This window comes from Duganella sp. FT27W (assembly GCF_009295655.1).
Taxonomy (GTDB): Bacteria; Pseudomonadota; Gammaproteobacteria; order Burkholderiales; family Burkholderiaceae_D; genus Rugamonas; species Rugamonas zoogloeoides.
The window spans coordinates 765762-784598 of record NZ_WHIV01000004.1 but is presented as its reverse complement, the minus strand read 5'-3'; the positions used below and the strand labels follow the sequence as shown (position 1 = coordinate 784598).

Annotated in this window: 16 protein-coding genes; 11 read left to right on the top strand and 5 right to left on the bottom strand. The window is 61.5% G+C overall.

The genetic code is table 11. The features are described from left to right. The first annotated feature begins 10 nt into the window (after window positions 1–10). The 3 genes from rsmD (at window position 11) to F8197_RS20580 (ending at window position 1528) form a co-directional block, all read left to right on the top strand. Window positions 11–667: a 16S rRNA (guanine(966)-N(2))-methyltransferase RsmD gene (gene rsmD, locus F8197_RS20590; RefSeq protein ID WP_152883383.1), complete on the top strand. Its 657-nt coding sequence runs from the start codon at window positions 11–13 to the stop codon at window positions 665–667. Window positions 668–766: 99 nt separating this feature from the next. Continuing rightward, on the top strand, window positions 767–1258 hold the full coding sequence (gene coaD / locus F8197_RS20585) for a pantetheine-phosphate adenylyltransferase (RefSeq protein WP_019924066.1): 492 nt from the start codon (window positions 767–769) through the stop codon (window positions 1256–1258). A 15-nt stretch (window positions 1259–1273) separates the two neighbouring features. Continuing rightward, window positions 1274–1528: a YfhL family 4Fe-4S dicluster ferredoxin gene (locus F8197_RS20580; protein ID WP_026637688.1), complete on the top strand. Its 255-nt coding sequence runs from the start codon at window positions 1274–1276 to the stop codon at window positions 1526–1528. On the opposite strand, the gene F8197_RS20575 is transcribed toward F8197_RS20580, so the two are convergent. After that, on the bottom strand, window positions 1525–1704 hold the full coding sequence (locus tag F8197_RS20575; RefSeq protein ID WP_152883382.1) for a hypothetical protein: 180 nt from the start codon (window positions 1702–1704) through the stop codon (window positions 1525–1527). The two genes, F8197_RS20580 and F8197_RS20575, sit on opposite strands and share 4 nt — an antisense overlap. A gap of 155 nt (window positions 1705–1859) precedes the next feature. Here F8197_RS20575 and F8197_RS20570 point away from each other — a divergent pair, with 155 nt between their 5' ends. Beyond that, window positions 1860–2822 carry a LysR family transcriptional regulator gene (locus F8197_RS20570; RefSeq protein WP_019924063.1) on the top strand — a complete coding sequence of 321 codons (963 nt, stop codon included), beginning with the start codon at window positions 1860–1862 and terminating at the stop codon, window positions 2820–2822. A gap of 33 nt (window positions 2823–2855) precedes the next feature. Here the strand turns inward: F8197_RS20570 and F8197_RS20565 are convergent, their stop codons facing one another. Both F8197_RS20565 and F8197_RS20560 read right to left on the bottom strand, forming a co-directional pair. After that, window positions 2856–4418, bottom strand: coding sequence for a methyl-accepting chemotaxis protein (locus tag F8197_RS20565; RefSeq protein WP_152883381.1), 1563 nt, complete (start codon window positions 4416–4418; stop codon window positions 2856–2858). An 81-nt stretch (window positions 4419–4499) separates the two neighbouring features. Beyond that, window positions 4500–4955, bottom strand: a complete 456-nt coding sequence (locus F8197_RS20560; protein ID WP_008443393.1) for an Lrp/AsnC ligand binding domain-containing protein — start codon at window positions 4953–4955, stop codon at window positions 4500–4502. A gap of 233 nt (window positions 4956–5188) precedes the next feature. On the opposite strand from F8197_RS20560, the gene putA reads away from it, so the two are divergent. Next, on the top strand, window positions 5189–8839 hold the full coding sequence (gene putA, locus F8197_RS20555; RefSeq protein WP_152883380.1) for a trifunctional transcriptional regulator/proline dehydrogenase/L-glutamate gamma-semialdehyde dehydrogenase: 3651 nt from the start codon (window positions 5189–5191) through the stop codon (window positions 8837–8839). 48 nt (window positions 8840–8887) lie between these two features. Here putA and F8197_RS20550 read toward each other — a convergent pair whose 3' ends face one another. Together F8197_RS20550 and F8197_RS20545 are read right to left on the bottom strand one after the other, a co-directional pair. Then, window positions 8888–9574, bottom strand: a complete 687-nt coding sequence (locus tag F8197_RS20550; RefSeq protein ID WP_152883379.1) for a 5'-methylthioadenosine/adenosylhomocysteine nucleosidase — start codon at window positions 9572–9574, stop codon at window positions 8888–8890. 384 nt (window positions 9575–9958) lie between these two features. Further along, window positions 9959–11920 (bottom strand): diguanylate cyclase domain-containing protein, encoded by a 1962-nt coding sequence (locus F8197_RS20545; protein ID WP_152883378.1) that lies wholly within the window; start codon window positions 11918–11920, stop codon window positions 9959–9961. Between the two features lie 375 nt (window positions 11921–12295). On the opposite strand from F8197_RS20545, the gene F8197_RS20540 reads away from it, so the two are divergent. The 6 genes from F8197_RS20540 to F8197_RS20515 all read left to right on the top strand — a co-directional run bounded on the left by F8197_RS20540 (window position 12296) and on the right by F8197_RS20515 (window position 18776). Further along, the gene (locus tag F8197_RS20540) at window positions 12296–13957 is read left to right on the top strand and encodes a GMC family oxidoreductase (protein WP_152883377.1); all 1662 of its coding nucleotides are present in this window, start codon (window positions 12296–12298) and stop codon (window positions 13955–13957) included. 111 nt (window positions 13958–14068) lie between these two features. Further along, window positions 14069–14851 (top strand): ABC transporter ATP-binding protein, encoded by a 783-nt coding sequence (locus F8197_RS20535; RefSeq protein WP_056142663.1) that lies wholly within the window; start codon window positions 14069–14071, stop codon window positions 14849–14851. Further along, window positions 14851–15558: an ABC transporter ATP-binding protein gene (locus F8197_RS20530; protein WP_152883376.1), complete on the top strand. Its 708-nt coding sequence runs from the start codon at window positions 14851–14853 to the stop codon at window positions 15556–15558. Before F8197_RS20535 ends, F8197_RS20530 begins: the two co-directional genes overlap by 1 nt. 33 nt (window positions 15559–15591) lie before the next feature. Beyond that, the gene (locus F8197_RS20525) at window positions 15592–16788 is read left to right on the top strand and encodes an ABC transporter substrate-binding protein (RefSeq protein WP_152883375.1); all 1197 of its coding nucleotides are present in this window, start codon (window positions 15592–15594) and stop codon (window positions 16786–16788) included. A 109-nt stretch (window positions 16789–16897) separates the two neighbouring features. After that, window positions 16898–17782, top strand: a complete 885-nt coding sequence (locus tag F8197_RS20520; protein WP_152883374.1) for a branched-chain amino acid ABC transporter permease — start codon at window positions 16898–16900, stop codon at window positions 17780–17782. Between the two features lie 10 nt (window positions 17783–17792). Continuing rightward, a complete protein-coding gene (locus F8197_RS20515) occupies window positions 17793–18776 on the top strand; it encodes a branched-chain amino acid ABC transporter permease (protein ID WP_152883373.1) in 984 nt (327 codons plus the stop codon). Window positions 18777–18837: the final 61 nt, after the last annotated feature.

The following is an 18837-nucleotide window of genomic DNA, read 5'->3' as shown; positions in this document are numbered from 1 at the left end:
ACAGCGCCACATGCCAAAAAAGCCCACCAAATCTGCCGCCAAACCGGCCAAAGTCCCGGTCCACGGTCCCCAGCACAGCAACCAGGTGCGCATCATCGGCGGGCTGTGGAAACGCACCCCGCTGCCGGTCTTGGCCGCGCAAGGCCTGCGTCCCACTCCCGACCGCGTGCGCGAAACGGTCTTTAACTGGATCAACCACCAGCGCGACGCCAACTGGGCCGACGCCCAAGTGCTCGACCTGTACGCCGGCAGCGGCGCGCTCGGCTTTGAAGCGGCCAGCCGTGGCGCGCAATCCGTCACCATGGTGGACATGGCCACGTCAGTCGTGCGCCAGCTCGAAGACATCAAGGCCAAACTGAAGGCAGACAATGTGCAGATCCTGCGCGGCGACGCGCTGGTGGTGGCGCAAGCGGCCGCCGCCCGTGGCCAGAAATACGACCTGATCTTCCTCGACCCGCCTTACCAGCAGGAATTCCTCGAGCGCAACCTGCCGCTGTGCGTGCGCCTGCTCAAGGAGGGCGGCCTGGTGTACGCGGAATCGGGCGCGGCGCTGGCCTGGCCCGACGGCGACACGCCGGACTGGATGGCAGGCTGGGAAGTGATCCGCGCCGACAAGGCGGGCATGGTGTTTTACCACCTGCTGCAAGCCAAGTCGGCTGTGGTGTAGTTGACCCGAAGTTGCCCTGTAGTGACTGCTAAATTTTAAGGCACTCGCGGTTTTGGGGCATAATGCACGTTCTATAATGGTGCAGTGCAGGGAGACACAATGGTAGTAGCTGTTTATCCGGGAACGTTCGATCCGCTGACCCGTGGCCACGAAGATCTGGTGCGCCGCGCCTCGGGTTTGTTCGATACGCTGGTGGTTGGCGTGGCGGACAGCAAGAACAAGAAACCGTTCTTTTCACTGGACGAACGCCTGGCCATTGCCAACGAAGTGCTGGGGCATTACCCCAACGTCAAGGTCGAGAGTTTTTCCGGCCTGTTGAAAGATTTCGTGCGCGCGCACGACGCCCGCGTGATCGTGCGCGGCCTGCGCGCCGTGTCCGATTTCGAATACGAATTCCAGATGGCGGGCATGAACCGCTACCTGCTGCCCGACGTCGAAACCCTGTTCCTGACGCCGTCCGACCAGTACCAGTTTATCTCCGGCACCATCGTGCGCGAGATCGCAGTGCTCGGCGGCGACGTCTCCAAGTTTGTGTTCCCCTCGGTCGACCGCTGGCTGCAAAAGAAAATTGCCGCCACCAAGACCGACTAAGAAAGAAGTTCTGTCATGGCCTTAATGATTACCGACGACTGTATCAATTGCGACGTGTGCGAGCCCGAGTGCCCGAACGATGCGATCTACATGGGTCCGGAAATTTACGAAATCAATCCCGACAAATGCACCGAGTGCGTGGGCCACTTCAACGAGCCCCAGTGCCAGCAGGTGTGCCCGGTCAGCTGCATTCCGTTCAACCCCGAGTGGCGCGAGACGGAAGAGCAGTTGCGGGCGAAGTTTGAAGCGCTGCAGGCGCCGAAAGCTTAAAGTTCGGCGCGCTTCGGCGCGAAATGCAGTTTGACGGCCAGCGCGGCAGCGCGCACGCAGCCGGTCAGCAGCGGTTTGAACAGCAGCGCCAGCAGCGCAGCCACACCCATCCCCAGCGCCAGCTGGATAACGGCGATCAGCGACAAGCCTTGCAGAACTGCGATGAGAGTGGACATGATGGAGCCGGACATTTAGAATCAGGCTCAATATAGTGCAGCGCAACATAAGCTGCCAATTTAGTTCTCCGATAACAATTATGCGATTGGTGAATGGATTGGCGTATGATGGCTGCACACCATCTCCCCCTTCCACCTCCTATATCCGAGCCAACATGAGCTTTCTGACGCTGGACTTGAATTTGTTACGCGTCTTTGACGCCGTGATGACAGAGCAAAATCTGACACGCGCGGCCGGCCACCTGGCCATGACCCAACCTGCGGTATCGAACGCCATCAAGCGCCTGCGCGAAAGCCTCGGCGACGAGCTCTTGATCCGCACCGCCTACGGCGTGAAACCCACGCCGCGCGCCGAAGCGCTGTGGCCGTCCGTGCGCAGCGCGCTGGCCAGCCTGGAAGCGGCCGTGGCGCCCGAAACCTTCGATGTGTCCGCCGCCCACGCGACCTTCCGCCTGGCCATGGCCGACGCCACCGCCGCCATGTGGCTGCCGTCGCTGATGCGATCGATCGAACGCGAAGCGCCCGGTGTCAACGTGCGCATGATGCCGCTGACCACGCGCGAACCACGGCCGATGCTGCTGCGCGGCGATATCGACCTGGCGGTCGGCTTCTTCCCCGGCGTGGCGGCGCAATTGTCGTACGAGACCGGCTCGCCGATCCGCCACGAGCGCCTGTATTCGGGCCAGTACGTGTGCGTGATGCGGCGCGAGCATCCGCTGGCCAAGGTCGAGCTCAACCTCGACAACTACTGCAAGGCCAATCACCTGCTGGTCAGTTTCTCGGGCCGCGCCCACGGCCTGGTCGATGAAGCGCTGGCGCAGTTGCAGCGCGAACGCCGTATTTTGCTGACGGTCAACCAGTTCTTCACGGCCGGTCGCGTGGTGGCCAACTCGGACCTGATTACCGTGTTGCCGCGCCACCTCATCGCGTCCACCGGCATGACCGATGCACTGATCTGGAAAGAGTTGCCGTTCCAGCTGCCGGCGGTCCACCTCGACATGCTGTGGCACGAACGCGATGCGCGCAGCCCCGCGCACAAATGGCTGAGGTTGCACCTGGAAGGCATGAACCAGGGGGCGGCAAGAGCTGCCACCGCTGCCAAGAAAGACGCTGCTTAAAAAAAAATCGGACCGCAACTGCGGTCCATTTTTTTATACGCTCGACCGGTAGCCGATCCTGAAGCCACCCCAATGCTTGCCATCGACGTAAATCGGCGCCGACAGGTCGTGCATCACTTCCCCCGTATCGCGTTTATAGGTCTGTAACAGGAACGGTTTTGTGTTCGAGCCGCAGCGCTTGCCGGTGCGGTCGCTGAAGATGCGCTTGGTGCGGTTGTTGACGATATCGACGTCGTAATTCCCCGTCAGCGGCTGCGAGAATTTCCGGTTGTGGGTCGGAAAATAGCCATTGTTATCGACCGCGCCCGCGTAGGCCAGCTGCGGCATGGCCGCCAACAATGCTTCCTGCAAGGTCGGCAATACCCGGTCGGTAAAATCGTCGAAGCGGGTCTTGTGCTTGGGCGGGTCGGTATTGGGAATGGCCGTGTAGGTGCGGTCGAACAGCGCCTCGCGTGTGATCTTGCCCGACTTGATGGCCGCCTCGAAGATCTTGCCCACCTCGTGGGCAGCAGTTTGCGCGGCAGTGCGGATGGCGTCGTGCGAAGTTTCGATGGCCGACTCGCCCAGGGCGCCGGTGATCAGTTCGGCGCGTTCGGCCAGGGCCATGGCCGAGCTGGCCGCACGCGGCAATTCTTTCTCGGTCGAGAGCAGGCTGTCGCGGATGCTGGCAATTGCGGCAGCGATCTCGTCGGCGATGGCCACGTGTTCGCGCGACGACCGGGCGATTTCGCCGATTTCCGTTTCCGACACGCCCGATGAGCGTTCGATATTGCCCAGCAGCCCGTGCACGGTTTCCACGTTGCCGGCCGCCTCGCTGACCTTGGTGGCCAGCGCGTTCATGCCGGTGGCGGCGCGTTCGGCTTGCTGGTTGATCTCGCGCACCATGATGCTGATCTCGTCGGTGGCTTCCTTGGTGCGCAGCGCCAGCTGGCGTACCTCGCTGGCCACCACGGCAAAGCCACGGCCCTGTTCGCCGGCACGCGCGGCCTCGATGGCGGCATTCAGTGCCAGCAGGTTGGTGCGGGCCGAGATTTCGCTGATCGCCTCGGTAAAACCGTAGATTTTGCGGGAGTTGGTTTGCAGATCGGTCATCACGGCTGCTGCCGCCTGGGCGTCGTGGCGTGCGGTGCGGATCCGTTGCAGACCGGTATCGGCCTCGGCGCGGCCGGTGACGGTTTCGCCGCGCACCTGGGTGGCAATCTTGGCGGCGCGTTCGGCGTTGGCGGCGATGCGCTCGGTGGTGGCGGCATTTTGCGCCGAGCTGTGGGCGATGCCGCCGGCGGTGCCGACGTCGAGCTCGATCTTCTTTTTCACCGAATCGACGAAATACGAGGTTTCCGCCGCGCCGATCATGATGGCGTCGATTTCCTCGCCCACGGTGTGGGCGAACTGGCGTACGCCGCCGTCGTCGCTGTCGCGGCGCGCGGCAAACCAGGCAATGGCTGCGCCCGCCAACGCGGCAGGCGCAGCCGTGTAGACCAACGCTGGCGTATCGCCAGCAGCCAGCTTGAACAAATACGCGAGAGCCGTACCGCCCGCCGTCGCACCCAGTATCCACAATCCACGCTGCACCAACTTGTGTTGCAAATGACTCATGTCTCCCCCGCGTTGTTCTTGTCACCGGGCGCGCTGCAGCGCTGAACGCTGGCAGCGTCCGGATTTAATTTATTGCTGGTACTATTTTATGGGCAACTTGGTGGTATTCTTGACTTCTTCCATGACCGCATAGGTGTGTGTTTCGCGCACGCCTTTTTGCAGCAGGGTCTTTCCGAGGAACTCGCGGTAAGCGGCCATGTCCTTGACGCGCGCTTTGACCAGGTAGTCGAAACCGCCGGCAACCATGTGGCATTCGAGCACTTCGGGGATTACCTGCACGCTGTGCTTGAAGGCGTCGAAGACTTCGGGCGTGGTGCGATCAAGCACCACTTCGATGAAGACGAGCAGGGACACGTCGAGCAACTGCGGATTGAGTTGCGCGGTATAGCCCATGATGTAGCCCGACTCGTGCAGCTTGCGCACACGCTCCAGGCAAGCGGCCGGCGACAGGTTCACCCGGGCAGCCAGCTCCACATTGCTGATGCGGCCATCGCTCTGCAACTCCATCAATATCTTTTTGCTGATCTTGTCTAACATTTCAGGGAACTCCCAAATAAATATTATTTGGTTAAATTGTCGCACTAAAAACAATCTATTGCTAGTCCCCTGTAATACCAGAATTAATCCGAAAGAATACACTTTACAATCGAATCATCAGCAGTTCACCGATTCGTGACCCAGAATCACCCATCTTCACGCGCTCAAGCTACCCGCTTGCAGCGCGTGTTTTTGTAAGTGGACTGCCTTCATTCAAACTTGAAAGTCCTTTCATGCACGCAGCAGACCCCACCGTTTTCACCCCTTTTGCAGCGCTCCAGGCGGAGATCCTGCGCGACCCGATCCCGCTGCGCGCCGCAGTGACGGCAGCCTACCGCCGCGATGAAATCACCGCCGTGCAGTGGCTGCTCGGCCAGATTGCCAACCACGACGGCGCCAGTGTCGAACAGGCACGCCAGCTGGCCCATAAACTGGTCAGCGCGGTGCGCCAGCAGCGTACCCGTGCCTCCGGTGTCGATGCGCTGATGCACGAGTTTTCGCTGTCGTCGGAAGAGGGTGTAGCGCTGATGTGCCTGGCCGAAGCACTGTTGCGTATTCCCGACAACGCCACCGCCGACCGCCTGATTGCCGACAAAATCAGCAAGGGCGACTGGCGCAAGCACTTGGGCGAGTCGCCATCGCTGTTCGTCAACGCTGCTACCTGGGGCTTGCTGATCACCGGCAAGCTGGTCTCCACCAACAGCGAAACCGGCCTCGGTTCGGCCCTGACCAAGCTGATTTCGAAAGGTGGCGAGCCGTTGATCCGCAAAGGCGTGGACCTGGCCATGCGCATGCTGGGCAATCAGTTCGTTACCGGCCAGACCATCGGCGAGGCGATCAAGAACGGCCAGGCCAACGAGGCGCGCGGCTACCGCTACTCGTACGACATGCTGGGCGAGGCGGCGCTGACCGAAGCGGACGCCAAAAATTACTATGCCTCGTACGAAACCGCGATCCACGCGATCGGCAAGGCCTCGAACGGCCGCGGCATCCGTAACGGCCCCGGCATCTCCGTGAAACTGTCGGCATTGCACCCGCGCTACAGCCGCGCCCAGCGCGCGCGCGTGATGGCCGAACTGCTGCCGCGCGTGCGTGCGCTGGTACTGCTGGCCAAGCAATACGACATCGGCCTCAATATCGATGCGGAAGAGGCCGATCGCCTCGAGCTATCGCTGGACCTGATGGAAGCGCTGGCCCACGATCCGGCGCTGGCCGGCTTTGACGGCATCGGCTTTGTCGTGCAGGCGTATCAAAAACGCTGCCCGTTCGTGATCGACTACCTGGTGGACCTGGCCCACCGCAGCGGCCGCAAGTTCATGGTGCGGCTGGTCAAAGGCGCGTACTGGGATGCGGAAATCAAGCGCGCCCAGGTCGACGGCATGCCCGGCTACCCGGTGTACACGCGCAAGGTGTACACCGACGTCTCGTACCTGGCGTGCGCCCAGCGCCTGCTGGCCGCCACCAACGTCATCTACCCGCAGTTCGCCACCCACAACGCGCAAACGCTGGCCACGATCTACACCTGGGCCAAGCGCGACGGCGTGACCGATTACGAATTCCAGTGCCTGCACGGCATGGGCGAGTCGCTGTACGACCAGGTGGTCGGCAAGGACAACCTCGACAAGCCGTGCCGCATCTACGCCCCGGTGGGCACCCACGAAACCTTGCTGGCCTACCTGGTGCGCCGCCTGCTGGAAAACGGCGCCAACTCGTCGTTCGTGAGCCAGATCGTCGATGAAGCGATTCCCGTCGAGTCGCTGATCAAGGACCCGGTGGCGCAGGCGCGTGAGCAGGGCGGCCTGCCGCACCCGGCCATCGCACTGCCGCTGGCCATGTTCGGCAGCGAGCGCAAGAACTCCGCCGGTTTCGACCTGGCCAACGAAGACGTGCTGCGCGACATCGCCGCCGCACTGGCAACGCCGCGCAGCTGGCACGCGCTGCCGCTGCTCGCTGGCGGCGTCTCGGCCGGCCAGCCGATCCAGCAGATCACCAACCCGGCTCAGCGCGCCGACATGGTGGGCCAGCTGGTGGAAGCGACTGCCGCCGACGTGGAGTCGGCGCTGATCGCCGCCAACCACTACGCCATGGACTGGCAAACCACCGAACCCGCCTTGCGCGCCGCCGCCCTCGAGCGCGCTGCCGACCTGTTCGAAGCCAACGCCATGGAGCTGATGACGCTGGCCATCCGCGAAGCCGGCAAATCGCTGCCCAACGCGATTGCCGAACTGCGCGAAGCGGTCGATTTCCTGCGCTACTACGCGGCCGAAGTGGCGGGCGCCACCAATCCGCTGGCGCTCGGTCCCGTTACCTGCATCAGCCCGTGGAACTTCCCGCTGGCGATTTTCACCGGTCAGGTGGCAGCGTCCCTGGCCGCCGGCAACGTGGTGCTGGCCAAGCCGGCCGAGCAAACCCCGCTGATCGCATTCCGCGCGGTGGAGCTGCTGCACGAAGCAGGCATCCCGCGCGCCGCGCTGCAATTTTTACCAGGCCGCGGCGAAGTGGTAGGCGCCGCGCTCACGGCCGACGCGCGCGTAAAAGGTGTGATCTTCACCGGTTCGACCGAAGTGGCGCAGCTGATCAACCGCACCCTGGCCAAGCGTGCGGCGCTCGAACACTGCGACATCCCGCTGATAGCCGAGACCGGTGGCCAGAACGCCATGATCGTCGATTCGTCGGCCTTGCCCGAGCAGGTGGTGCAGGATGTGATCTCGTCGGCATTCGACAGCGCCGGCCAGCGCTGCTCGGCGCTGCGCGTGCTGTTCCTGCAGGAAGATATCGCCGACAAGACCATCCACATGCTCAAGGGCGCGATGCAGGAACTGAACGTCGGCAGCCCCGACCGCCTGGTGACCGATATCGGCCCGGTGATCGATGCCGAGGCGCAAGCCAACCTGCTGGCGCACATCAATAAACTGAAAGGCACGGCGGTCAACTACTTCTCGCTCGATCTGCCGTCGCACGTGATTACAGCCGGCACCTTCGTGCCGCCGACGGTGCTGGAAATCCGCTCGCTGGCCGAACTCACGCACGAAGTGTTCGGCCCGGTGCTGCACGTGATCCGCTACCGCCGCGCCGACCTGCCCAAGCTGGTCGAGCAGATCAACGCGTCCGGCTTCGGCCTGACCCTGGGCGTGCATTCGCGCATCGATGAAACCATCGACTTCATCACGGCCAACGCCCACGTCGGCAATATTTACGTCAACCGCAACATCGTTGGCGCCGTGGTCGGCGTGCAACCGTTCGGCGGCGAGGGCAAATCGGGCACCGGTCCCAAGGCCGGCGGCCCGCTGTACCTGAAACGCCTGCAACGCAATGCGGTAGCCGCCAGCGCCCACCAGCGCCAGCCGGCCCCGGCGCTCGATGCGCTGACTGCCTGGGCCAACCTGCACGGCCAGCAGCGCCTGGCCGCGCTGATCGAGCAATACGGCCGCACCAGCATGCTGGGCAACCTGACCACGCTGCCGGGCCCTACTGGCGAACGCAACACCCTGGCGCTGCTGCCGCGCGGCGCCGTGCTGTGCGCAGCCGGCACCCAGCCGGCGCTGCTGAACCAGTTGGCGGCGGTGCTGGCCACTGGTAACACGGCGCTGGTCGCGAACGAAGCCGCCAGCCTGCTGCCGACCGACTTGCCGGCAGCGGTAAAAGACTGCATCGGCCGCGCTGGCGACGGCGTGGACGGCCCGTTCCAGGTGGCGTTGGTGGAATCGCAGCTGGCGGCCAGCCTGCACCCGCGTTTGGCGGCCCGGGAAGGGGCCCTGGCAAGCCTGATCGACACCAATGCAGAGGATGCCATCCCCCTGTGGCGTTTGCTTGCTGAGCGGGCCCTGTGCGTGAATACGACCGCGGCAGGCGGCAATGCCAGCCTGATGACGCTGTCGGTATAGTCAAGAACCTGTTGTAGACCCTTTGGGCCGGCGTTTGCCGGCCTTTTTTTATGCCTTGCAGAAGTTCTCGATCACCTCGAACGCGTAGCGCGACGCCACGGTTTCGATGAAATGCAGGAAATCGACGGCCGCATCGTCATTGGCATTGTCGGAAATGGTGCGGATCACCGCGAACGGTATGCCCAGCTCGAAGCACACTTGCGCCACGGCCGCGCCTTCCATTTCCACCGCCAGGAGGTCGGGCAGAGCGGTTTTTAATGCTACGAGCTGTTCCAGGCGGCCGATGAACTGGTCGCCGCTGGCAATCAGACCACGGTGCACGCGCGTGGTTTTGGCGGCAGCCGTTGCCAGCCGTTCGGTCAAGGCCAGGTCGGTGGCAAAGCGCGACAGGCCGGTCAATGGCACTTCGAAACGGGGAAACAGCGGTGACGCATCCATATCGTGCTGGACCAGGCAGTCGGCCACCACGATATCGCCGACATTGACGTGCGGATCCCCGCTGCCGGCAACGCCGGTGAAGACGATGTGGGTAACACCGAACTTTTCCACAAGGATTGCGGCTGTCATGGCAGCGGCAACCTTGCCAATTCGCGACAGAACGCACACAGCGTCGATTTCCCACAGTTTCCCTGTCGTGTACTCACGCATGCCGTGAACGCGCGTGGCGGAGCTCTGAAGGGCTTCCAGCAGCCCCTGCTGTTCTTCGGCCAACGCACTGATGATGCCAAGACGCATGTTTTATCCCTTGTTTTTGGATGAATGACGACGTTTTGCATGTGGACAGCAATGTCCTTGTCCACAGCGCAGCCTTCAAAACGGTCGATTTTAAGGCGTTTCTTGCGTTCAGAACGGGACTTGGACTGCGAGCAGGCTTGTGATTGTCGGTGTTTTCGGGCTGTTTTGAGTGGTTTTCGGGTTTTGCCGTGGCTGTTGCTGTTTACTTGTTTACAAAGAATTTATATAAAATAATAGTAGTAGTAAACGCGGTCAAAGCTGTGGATAAGTTCTGTATACGTTTACGAATCAGCTGTTTACAACTTTTACAAGCAGGCGCATAAGCGCTGTACCAGTTGCAGAACAATTTCTGCATAAAATTACGGCCCTTGCTTCATCAAGCGCTTACTCACATCGATCCTTGTGGATATCCAGAACGTTATCCACAGAAGCATAGTGCTGGAAGCGATTTCTGCCGCTTTCCTTGGCCCTATACATGGCTTGATCGGCGTTTTTCATGAGTGTTTCGACATCTTTGCCGTCTTGCGGGTACAAAGCGATGCCGATGCTGCTTGAAATCTCCGCGATATGGACGCCGTCGCCGTCCAGGTCGAACGGTGTGCTCATCTGCTTGAGGATTTCCCTGGCGGTGCGGGTGACGTCGGCCGGGTTGCGCAGCTCGCCAAGCAGGGCGATGAATTCGTCGCCACCGAGCCTGGCCACCACGTCGGTGCCGCGCATCGAGGCAGTCAACCGTTCTGCCACTTGTTTGAGCAGCAGGTCGCCCTTGTCGTGGCCCATGGTGTCGTTGACCTCCTTGAAGCGGTCGAGATCGACGAACAATATCGCCATCGGCAACTTGGCCCGGTCCGATTTCTTCATTTCCTGGCGCAGCCGTTCGTGGAACATGCGCCGATTCGGTAACCCGGTCAGCGTGTCGAAGTTGGCCTGGCGCCAGATCCGTTCTTCCGATGCCTTCTTTTCCGTCACGTCGCTGAGCAGCGCGACGTAGCGGAACGGGTTGCCGAAATCGTCGTGGACAGTGTTGAACCGGATTTCCGCCAGGTACTCGGTGCCATCCTTGTGGCGGTGCCACACTTCGCCGTCCCACTGGCCCGTCTCGCGGATGGTTTTGGTCATGCGCGCAAAAAACTCGACACCTTCGCGCCCGGCGGTCAATTCGTAGCTGCGGCGGCCGATCACTTCCTGTTCCACGTAGCCGCTGAGCAGGGAAAAAGCGGGATTGACGGTCAGGATGCGGCCGGCGGCATCGGTCACCATCATCGCTTCGCCGATATTGTGGAACAGCAACGCCGACAATTTCATCGATTCCTCGTTGGCGCGCAGCTTTTGCTCCATGTCGCGGCTCTCGCCCAGCAGTGCGCGGATGCGCAACTCGCGTTCTTCCTGGCGCGCATAAGTGCGCAGCGAATACATGCCGCCGGCCGTTATCAGGCACAACAGGCAAACCAGGCCAGCGCCAGCCACCAGGTAGCTGCGGTTTTTCTGGCGCGCCGCCTCGGCATCGCTGCTGCCCACCAGCATTACCAGCGGAAATTGATCGAAAACCCGGTAACTGTAGGTGCGATGCAAGCCGTCGATGATGCCAACCGCCTTGTAGGTGCCGGTGTTGCCGTTGCGTAGATGCCTGAACAACTCGCTGTTGGACAAGTCGCGTCCGAACGATTGTTCGAACAGGGGCGCGCGGGCGATGATCTTGCCATCGCGGTAGAACAGGGTGATCGAAATATCGGCGGTAAACCGCGAATTGTCGAACACCGAGGCGTAGCGCTCGACATTGAGCGGCGCCAGCAGCACGCCGATGAACTCGCCCTTGGCGTTTTCCACCCGGCGGCTGACGAAAAACAGTTTTTTACCCGTGTATTTGCCACGCACCGGTGCGCCGATATACGGCCGGTTGCCGTTGGCGTTGTCGAGATGGATCTTGAAGTAGTCGCGTTCCGCGTAGTTCTGGCCGGTGACATCGATATCGAGCGAAGTGGCAACGACATTGCCCCGGGTATCGAGAAAAGTGAGCCAGTAATCGACATTGAAATTGGCCGCGCGTGCCGATAACAACTCGGAAATGGCAGCGCGCGAAGGATTTTGCGTGCTGGGCAGAACCTTGATGGCATTGGCAAAACCAATCATGGCCAGGTCCACCGACTGCAGCGAGTTGGCCACGTAGGCTTCCATCGCTTTCACGTAGTGATCGGTCTGGCTTTGCAATGCCTGTTCGCGTTCAACGTAGGATGTGCGGACCTGGGTGATGACGACCGTAACGGCCAGCGTTGCAGCCAGAAACAGGCCAGTGAGCAAGCGACGGCGAAAGCGCAGGTAGGCAGGCGATCGCGGTTGGGTAGGCATGGATGACAATCGGTCTCCGACACGGTTGTGAGGCGTTGTCTTGCACAAGCCGAGTATAGGGGAAAGCCTGTGCTGGCGCGATGTTCGTGTTGGCGCGTGCTGTGGTTTACTCTAAAAGATGTATATAAAGAATAGTAGTAGTTGTTTACGTGGACACTTTTCTGTGGATAAGTCGCTATTTTGGATTAGAATCAGGCGTTTACGCGCTGTAGAACCGGGCGCGTAAACTGTGTATGTGGACAGGCACTGTTTTTGGATAAAAAATGGTGTCCCCAAAAAAAATTCGATTACGCACATTTCGCACCTGTGGATATCCATAAGGTTATCCACATGGGTAAACACCTCTTTTCAGGGGCGTGACCGGGGAGCCGCAGCTTGGAATCAGCAGGTGACTACGACTACATCATCATCGGCGCCGGCTCGGCCGGTTGCGTCCTGGCCAACCGCCTCAGTGCGGATTCCACCAAACAAGTGCTGCTGATCGAAGCGGGCGGACGCGACGATTATTTCTGGATCCATGTCCCGGTCGGCTATTTGCACTGCATCGACAATCCGCGCACCGACTGGATGTACCGCACCGAAAGCGAAGCCGGCCTTGGCGGACGCAGCCTGATTTACCCGCGCGGCAAGGTGCTCGGCGGCTGTTCGTCGATCAACGGCATGATCTATATGCGCGGCCAGGCCGCCGGTTACGACCGCTGGGCCGAACTCGTCGGCGACGACAGCTGGCGCTGGCAGTCAGTGCTGCCGTTGTTCAGGAAGAGCGAGGATTACCACGGCGGCGCGTCCGATTTCCATGGCGTGGGCGGGCCGTGGCGGGTGGAAAAGCAGCGCTTGTCGTGGCCGCTGCTGGAAGCGTTCCGCGCTGCCGCCGAGCAGTGCGGCATCCCGAAAACCGACGATTTCAACCGCGGCGACAACCACGGCTGCGGCTATTTCGACGTCAACCAGAAGCGCGGCATCCGCTGGAACACGGTCAAGGCGTTCTTGCGGCCGGCCGCACGCCGGCCCAACCTGACCATCATGACCGGCTGCCACGTGGAACGGTTGCTGTTCGCGCCGGCTGCGGGGGAGGGCGGCTCTGGCGTGGGCGGTCCGCGCTGCACCGGCGTGGTGTTTACCGGTGGCGGCACGCGCTATACGGCCAGCGCCAGCGCCGAGACCATACTGGCCGCCGGCGCCATCGGCACGCCGCAGATCTTGCAGTGTTCGGGCATCGGCGCGGTCGACCGCCTGCACGCGCTCGGTATTGTGCCGGTACTCGATCGGCCCGGCGTGGGCGAAAACATGCAAGACCACCTGCAACTGCGCATGATCTTCAAGCTCGGCCGTGGCACGCGCACGCTCAACACGCTGGCGGCAAGCTGGTTCGGCAAGCTGCGCATCGGCGCCCAGTACGCAGCGTTCCAGAGCGGTCCGATGTCGATGGCGCCGTCGCAACTGGGGGCATTTGCCCGGTCCGATCCGGGCCAGGCCACGCCCGATTTGCAGTACCACGTGCAACCGCTGTCGCTGGAAAAATTCGGCGACCCGCTGCACGCGTTTCCCGCTTTTACCGCCAGCGTGTGCCACTTGCGGCCGACATCGCGCGGTCATGTGCGCATCGCCAGCGCCGATGCGCATGTACCGCCCAAAATTTCTCCGCTGTATTTGAGCACCGCGCACGACCGCCAGGTGGCGGCCGCCGCGCTGGCGTTGACGCGCCGCATCGTTGCCGCTCCGGCGCTGGCCGCCCTGGCTCCCGAAGAATTCCGGCCCGGCGCGCACCTGCGCACGGACGCGGAACTGGCCGACGCCGCTGCGGCGATCGGCACCACCATCTTCCACCCGGTGGGCACGTGCAAGATGGGTCGCAGCGACGATCCGGATGCCGTGGTGGACAGCCAATTGCGCGTAATCGGCGTGCAAAACTTGCGCATCGCCGACGCCTCCATCATGCCGCTGATCACCGCCGGCAACACCAATTCTCCCACCATCATGATTGCGGAAAAAGCAGCCGAGCTCATCAAGAAACCCAATCAGCATAAGGGTGTCTGACTAGATCTGGATCAAACAATCCTCGTATTTATACCGTATTGTTGGTCAATTTGTTACTGTGTATGATCTGAAAAAAAGGCGGTACCTTGCATATAAAAACAAGGAGACAGGATGTCAGGCTTTATTTTGGAAACACAGCATTTGACCAAGGAGTTCCGCGGATTTACCGCCGTTAGCGACGTCAATCTTCGCGTCCAGCGCGGTCATATCCATGCCCTCATCGGCCCCAACGGCGCGGGCAAAACCACCTGTTTTAATTTGCTCACCAAGTTTTTGGTGCCCACGTCCGGCCGCATCCTGTTCAACGACAAGGACATCACGGCAGCCAAACCGGCGCACATCGCGCGGCTCGGCGTGATCCGCTCGTTCCAGATTTCCGCCGTGTTTCCGCACCTGACGGTGCTGCAAAATGTACGTATCGGCTTGCAGCGCCAGCTTGGCACCAGCTTCCATTTCTGGCAAAGCGAACGCAAGCTCGCCGTCCTCAACGATCGCGCCATGGCCTTGCTGGCCGAGGTCGATCTGGCCGGTTTCGCGGACACCGTCACGGTCGATATGCCTTACGGGCGCAAGCGCGCGCTCGAAATCGCCACCACCCTGGCAATGGAACCGGCGCTGATGCTGCTCGACGAACCCACCCAGGGCATGGGTCACGAAGACGTGCACCGGGTTACCGAGTTGATCAAAAAAGTGTCGGCCGGGCGCACCATCCTGATGGTCGAACACAATATGAAAGTGGTGGCCGGCATCTGTGACCGCATCTCGGTGCTGCAGCGCGGCGCCATGCTGGCCGAAGGCACGTACGCCGAGGTGTCGCGCAACCCGCAGGTGATGGAAGCGTATATGGGAACCGAAGCAGGCACCGAAGTCGGCGAACTCGAAGGAGCGCACTGATGACCGCCGCGCTCGACATCTGCAACCTGCAAACCTGGTACGGCGAATCGCACATCCTGCACAACGTCAACTTGCGCGTGCAACCGGGCGAGGTGGTCACTTTGCTCGGTCGTAACGGCGCCGGCCGCACCACTACCTTGCGCGCCATCATGGGCCTGACCGGCGCCCGCAAGGGTTCGATCAAGGTCAACGGTGCCGAGGCGATCGGCCTGCCCACACACCAGATCGCCCACCTCGGCGTTGGCTATTGTCCCGAGGAGCGCGGCATTTTCGCCTCGCTGTCCACCGAGGAAAACCTGCTGCTGCCACCGCAACTGGCCGGCGGCAAGCAGGGCATGCCGGTAGCCGATATCTACGCCATGTTCCCCAACCTCGAGGAGCGCAAGCACAGCCAGGGCACCCGGCTGTCCGGTGGCGAGCAGCAAATGCTGGCTGTCGCGCGCATCCTGCGCACCGGCGCGCGGTTGCTGCTGCTCGATGAAATCTCGGAAGGGCTGGCGCCCGTGATCGTGCAAGGCCTGGCGCGCATGATCAAAACCCTCAAGGCCAGCGGTTACACCATCGTCATGGTGGAACAGAATTTCCGGTTTGCCGCGCCCCTGGCGGACCGGTTCTATGTGATGGAACACGGTCAGATCGTCGAGACCTTTGTTGCATCCGAACTCAGCGCCAAGATGTCAGTGTTGACGGAGCTTCTCGGCGTGTAGCGGTTTTCATTCGAATATTCCTCGGGAGACACCATGAAACGCAAAGTACTCGTCAGCGCCTGCGCGCTGTGCCTGTCGTATGGCGCGCAGGCGCAAATCTCAGGCGACACCATCAAGATCGGCATGATCACCGACATGTCCGGCCTGTACACCGATATCGACGGTGCCGGCGGCGCCGAAGCGATCAAGATGGCCATCGCCGATGCCGGTGGCGCCATCGCCGGCAAGAAGGTGGAATTCATCTCCGCCGACCATCAAAACAAGGCCGACATTGCCGCGTCCAAGGCGCGCGAATGGTTCGACCAGCAGGGGGTGGACATGCTGATCGGCGGCACCAATTCCGGCGCCAGCCTGGCCATGGCCAAGGTCGCTGCGGAAAAGAAAAAAGTATTTATTTCGATCGGCGCCGGTTCGGCCCGGCTCACCAACGAGGAGTGCACGCCGTACACCGTGCACTATGCCTACGACACCATCGCGCTGGCACGCGGCACCGGCGGCGCCATCGTCAAGCAGGGCGGCAAGAACTGGTACTTCCTCACCGCCGATTACGCGTTCGGCCAGTCGCTGGAAAAGGACACGGCCGACGTAGTGAAATCGGCCGGCGGCAAGGTGCTGGGGGCAGTGAAGCACCCGCTGTCGGCATCGGATTTTTCATCGTTCCTGCTGCAGGCGCAATCGTCGGACGCGCAAATCCTTGGCCTGGCCAATGCCGGTGGCGACGCCATCAATGCCATCAAGGCCGCCAACGAGTTTGGCATCACCAAGAAAATGAAACTGGCCGGGCTGCTCATTTTCATCAACGATATCCACTCGCTCGGACTCAACCTCACGCAGGGCATGTACCTGACCGACGGCTGGTACTGGGACCAGAACGACGACACCCGCGCCTGGTCCAAGCGCTATTTTGCCAAGATGAAAAAAGAGCCATCGATGTTGCAGGCGGCCGATTATTCCGCTGCCGCCCAGTACCTGAAAGCCGTCAAGGCCACCGGCACCGACGATGCCGACAAGGTCATGGCCTGGCTCAAGGCCAACAAGGTCAACGACATGTTCGCCAGGAATGGCGTGATCCGCCCGGACGGACGCATGGTCCACGATATGTATTTGATGGAAGTGAAAAAGCCATCGGAATCGAAATATCCGTGGGATTACTACAAGGTGGTGGCCACCATTCCCGGCGACCAGGCTTACGCCACCAAGGCGGAAACCAAGTGCAGCTTATGGAAATGATGTGATGCCTGCCCGGGGCGGCCATTCGGCTTGCCCCGGTTCCTTGCCCTCCCGACCCCCGCCTGGCGCAACGCACCTCACGCAGGCGACTTTTTTTGTTAGTGATCTCATGGAAATATTCGGCCGTCCCTTGACCGTGTGGTTGAGCCAGCTAATGCTGGGACTCGTCAACGGTTCTTTCTACGCGATGTTGTCGCTGGGCCTGGCAGTGATTTTTGGCCTGCTCAACGTGATTAACTTTTCCCATGGCGCCCTGTACATGATGGGCGCGTTCGTGGCCTGGATGGGCATGACGTATTTCGGCCTCAGCTACTGGTGGATGTTGCTGCTCGCGCCGTTGACCGTCGGCGCGTTCGGCGTGCTCGTGGAAAAAACCATGCTGCGCTGGTTGTATAAACTCGACCACCTGTACGGGCTGCTGCTCACCTTTGGCATCACCTTGCTGGTCGAAGGCGTGTTCCGCTCGTTTTACGGTGTGTCGGGCCAGCCGTTCCAGACGCCCGACGCGCTCGCCGGCGCCACCGACCTCGGCTTCATGGTCATGCCGCACTACCGCGCCTGGGTGGTGGTCGCCTCCGTGGTGGTATGCCTGGCCACCTGGTACGTGATCGAAAAAACCAAGCTGGGTTCGTACCTGCGCGCCGGTACCGAAAATCCCAAGCTGGTGGAAGCGTTCGGCGTCAACGTGCCGCTGATGGTCACGCTCACCTACGGCTTCGGCGTCGCCTTGGCGGGCTTTGCCGGGGTGCTGGCGGCGCCGATCATCCAGGTCCAGCCGCTGATGGGCCAGAACCTGATTATCGTCGTGTTTGCCGTTGTGGTGATCGGCGGCATGGGCTCGATCATGGGCTCGATCCTGACCGGCCTCGGGCTTGGCGTGATCGAGGGCCTGACCAAGGTGCTGTACCCGGAGTTTTCCTCGACCGTGGTATTCCTGGTGATGATCGTGGTGCTGCTGCTGCGTCCCGCCGGTTTATTTGGTAAAGAAAAATAAGAGGCTCTTCATGAACAAGACACTTGGTTATTCCCTGGCTCTGGCGGTCGCGCTGGCGGCGCCCTTTATTGGCTACCCCGTGTTCCTGGCCAAGCTGCTGTGCTTTGCGCTGTTCGCTTGCGCCTTCAACTTGCTGATCGGTTTTACCGGCCTGCTGTCGTTCGGCCACGCAGCCTTCTTTGGCGGCGCCGGCTACGTGGTGGGCAACGCCCTGAAAGTATGGGGCTGGCCCGTGGAGCTGAGCCTGTTCATGGGACTGCTCAGCGGCGCCGGCCTGGGCCTGGTGATGGGCGGGCTGGCGATTCGCCGCCAGGGGATTTATTTTTCCATGATCACGCTGGCGCTGGCGCAGATGGTATTTTTTGTCGCGCTGCGCGCCGGCGGCTTTACCGGTGGCGAAGATGGTTTGCAGGGTGTTCCACGTGGCAGCGTGCTCGGCATGATCGACCTCGGCAACGACCTGCTGCTGTACTTCTTCGTGCTGGCGCTGGCGGTCGGCGCGTTCGCGCTGATCGTGCGCACGGTCCATTCGCCGTTCGGCCAGGTGCTGATGGCGATCAAGGAAAACGAGCCGCGCGCGATTTCGCTCGGTTACGACGTGGACAAGTACAAGCTGCTGGCGTTCGTATTGTCGGCCGCGCTGGCCGGCCTGGCCGGCGGCCTCAAGGTACTGGTGCAGGGCTTCGAAACCCTGACCGACGTCCACTGGACCATGTCCGGCCTGGTGGTACTGATGACCCTGGTTGGCGGCATGGGCACGCTGGCCGGTCCCATCCTCGGTGCGGTGATCATCATCATGCTTGAAAATAAGCTGGGCGACTGGGGCATTTACCTGTCGTCGGTCAGCGGCATCGAATGGTTCACCACCATCGGCGAGGCGGTCAACATGGTGGTGGGACTGATCTTCATCATTTGCGTGCTGGCATTCCGGCGCGGCATCATCGGCGAGTTCCTGGCCTGGAGCCGCAAAAAGCCGGTCGCCAGGCCGGCCTGAGACTTTTCTAAACCAAGTATGACGTAGCACATGCGCCGGGCGATCTGCCCGGCGTTTTCCA